The organism is cf. Phormidesmis sp. LEGE 11477 (assembly GCF_015207105.1).
Lineage (GTDB): Bacteria > Cyanobacteriota > Cyanobacteriia > Phormidesmidales > Phormidesmidaceae > Phormidesmis.
Map to the genome: position 1 here is coordinate 1 of NZ_JADEXO010000241.1, position 2227 is coordinate 2227.

The 2227-nt window shown below is 53.0% G+C and carries 2 protein-coding genes; both read right to left on the bottom strand.

The genetic code is table 11. The annotated features are described in order from the left end of the window. Positions 1 to 474, bottom strand: a 474-nt coding sequence (locus IQ256_RS28965) for a hypothetical protein (protein ID WP_228025397.1), incomplete at its 3' end; no start/stop codon positions are given. Between the two features lie 86 nt (positions 475 to 560). Further along, positions 561 to 2227, bottom strand: a 1667-nt coding sequence (locus tag IQ256_RS28970) for an OmpA family protein (RefSeq protein WP_193859142.1), incomplete at its 5' end; no start/stop codon positions are given.

Genomic DNA, 2227 nt, shown 5'->3' on the forward strand with positions numbered 1-2227 from the left:
GGAAACGCCTAGCAAACGGGTCTGGTTAGGTGAATTTCGATCGATGACGATGGCATCAAAGTCTGGGAATGGGTCTAGTCTGCCCAAAGAAGTGAAGGTCAGTGTAGCTGGATCAACAATGCCAAGCTCGTTACCGTTAACCGCAAGCAGTTCGTTGAAGTCTGGCCGCGAGGTCAACGCTTCAATATTAGTAATTGGAGTTGTGCCATCTTCGGCTCGCACAATAAAGCCAAGGTCATTGGCACTGTTTGTGGTGAAGTCAAGGGTAGCTAACGTGTCGCGAAAGGTGATACCGCTGTCACTGTCGTCGGGTGGATTATTATCAGCGATCGCGTAGCAAATCTGACGCGCTTGAGCCCTTGCTGGCGGCTGATAGCCCATCACAGACAACAGGGTCATCGTTCCGGCCACCGTTCCGGCCACCAGTCGATTGATGAGACGACTAGAGTTAGAAGAGAATCGAGCTGCAATCATGGGTTCGCCAGAGGTAAGTCGTGAGGTTAGCGGGTTCATAGCGTGGCAAAAAGATATGACAAAGAGAAAGAATTCTCAAAAATTTTCTACTCGATCTGCAAATCGCTTTCTTGCCTTTCAATAATGATGTCCAAACCACGAGTGTCTAGAAAGATGAATTCAACTCGGCGATCGCGCGCATAATCAACAATGTCAGGCGCTGTAGAAATTGTCTGAGTTTCTCCAAACGAGCGAATCCGCAGCCGCTCTGGGGAAACGCCTTTTTGTAGCAAATAGTCTCTCGCAGAAAGTGCCCTGCGTTCTCCTAGCGCTTGGTTGTAGTCATCGTTAGCCCGTGGGTCAGTATGGCCCTGTAGCTCTAAGGTCAGCGACGGATATTGCAAAAGCGCGGCGGCCACCTGGTCAAGGATGTTGGCACTAGCAGGGCTGATAAAGGACTGATCGAGCGCAAAGTGAATGTTGCGAGGAATCCGCAGGGTAATTTGCTCTGTGGGCGCTGGCGCTGGTGGCGCTTCGACAGTCGGCGCTTCAACAGGCGGCTCTTCGGCGGGCAGCGGCGGCTCTTGGCAAACCGGGTCAAAAGAAACCTCGCCCGGAGCTGAGGGCAAGCTCGCACCAATGATGGCCACTGGAGACGGTTCGGACGTGCCATAGCGCAAATCTGTGGCGATCGCGCTGACTTCTGTTCCTTCATCAACCGCAACCGAAGTGCTAAATCTACCCGCTTCATCGGCGTTCACAGTTGTCAGCAAATTACCCAAGCTGCCATAGAGCCGATCTTGCCGAGAAGAAACCTCGTAAATGCCAATTTCCGATCCCGGATCGGCAAAGCCAGTTAGCGTCGTGGTGTTTTCAAACGGAAAGGTGTAGGCATCAAATTCGGGCGCATTGATGCCCGCATTCGCAGAATCTCGCCGCCGCTGACGAGAATTGCGGGGCGGGTTGGGGCCATCGCTAAACTGATAGTCGGAAACGCGCACGTCATCGTTGTAGGCCAAATCGACGCTGAGGCCATTTAGCCCTCTAAAAAAGTTGTTGCGAACTAGGTTGCGGCGGCTGCGTGGATAGGATGCGATCGCCACACCCGGCCCCGGCTGAAAGGCAATATAGTTACTGGTAACCTGATGCTCATTGCCCATCAGTGACACGCCAGGACTGCGAAATCGCCGCCCGTTAAAGCGAATATCGTTGCTGTAGATCTGGGCACTGCCTTCCGGCTTGAACATCGCCACGCCGCTACCGTCGTTAGCGCACACGAGATTTTCTAGCACCTCAGATCCCTCGATATCGCCCTGCAAATAAATCGCATCGGGCAGTCCTCTCAGGCCATTGGCGATCAAGGTGTTGCCGGTGATGATTGAGTTTATAGCCAGGTTGCCCGTGATGATGCCGCTGCTTTCGTGATACTCGATTCTGTTGCGCTCAATGGTGGTATTAATCGCGTTGAAAACAGAAACGCCAAAGGCAGACATCTCTTCTGGGACAGGAATTTCGCCTGTGGGAGACACCCCTAGCCAGTTATCTTCGATCACGACCCCCTCGGGGGCTTGATCAATCTCTTTTTCGGTCAGTCGCAGCGCATTAGCCGATATGCGAGATCTGTCAAAAGCATTCGGCGCGATGTGAGAGATAAAGATATCAGCAGGTGGCGTCGAAGCCGTCAGGCGATGAACCGATGAAAATCCGTATAGGCTCAGCCCTTTGACCGTGACCTGATCGGCGGTGATCGTCAGTCCACGAAAGACCTCAATGC